Origin of the sequence: Methylobacterium longum (genome assembly GCF_022179385.1) — a bacterium.
Lineage (GTDB): Bacteria > Pseudomonadota > Alphaproteobacteria > Rhizobiales > Beijerinckiaceae > Methylobacterium > Methylobacterium longum.
On the sequence record NZ_BPQS01000186.1, the window covers coordinates 1 to 446 of the forward strand.

The following is a 446-nucleotide window of genomic DNA, read 5'->3' on the forward strand; positions in this document are numbered from 1 at the left end:
CTCTCGGCCGACGACCGGGCGGTGCTGGAGCGGATCAGCGCCAAGCCGCACCTCGTCCCGGCCGGCACGGACCTGATCGGCGAGGGCGACAAGCCGGACGGCGTCTACCTGATCCTGGACGGCATCGCCTGCCGCTACAAGCTCCGGGCCAGCGGCGCGCGCCAGATCATGGCCTACCTGGTGCCGGGCGATTACTGCGACCTCGACGTGGCCATGCTGAAGGCCATGGATCACTCGATCGGCACGCTCTCGGCCTGCCACGTGGTCCGGATCAGCCTCGACGTCATCCAGGGACTGCTGCGGGATCATCCCGGCATCACGCATGCCCTGCGCCTCGCCACGCTGGTGGACGAGGCGACCCTGCGCGAGTGGCTGGTCAATGTCGGCCGCCGCTCCGCCGAGGAGCGCATCGCGCACCTCATGTGTGAGCTCTTGCTGCGGCTGCG

Annotated in this window: 1 protein-coding gene; it reads left to right on the top strand. The window is 69.7% G+C overall.

The features are described 5' to 3' along the window. Window positions 1-446, top strand: a 446-nt coding sequence (locus tag MFF58_RS32025) for a Crp/Fnr family transcriptional regulator (RefSeq protein ID WP_373323426.1), incomplete at both ends; no start/stop codon positions are given.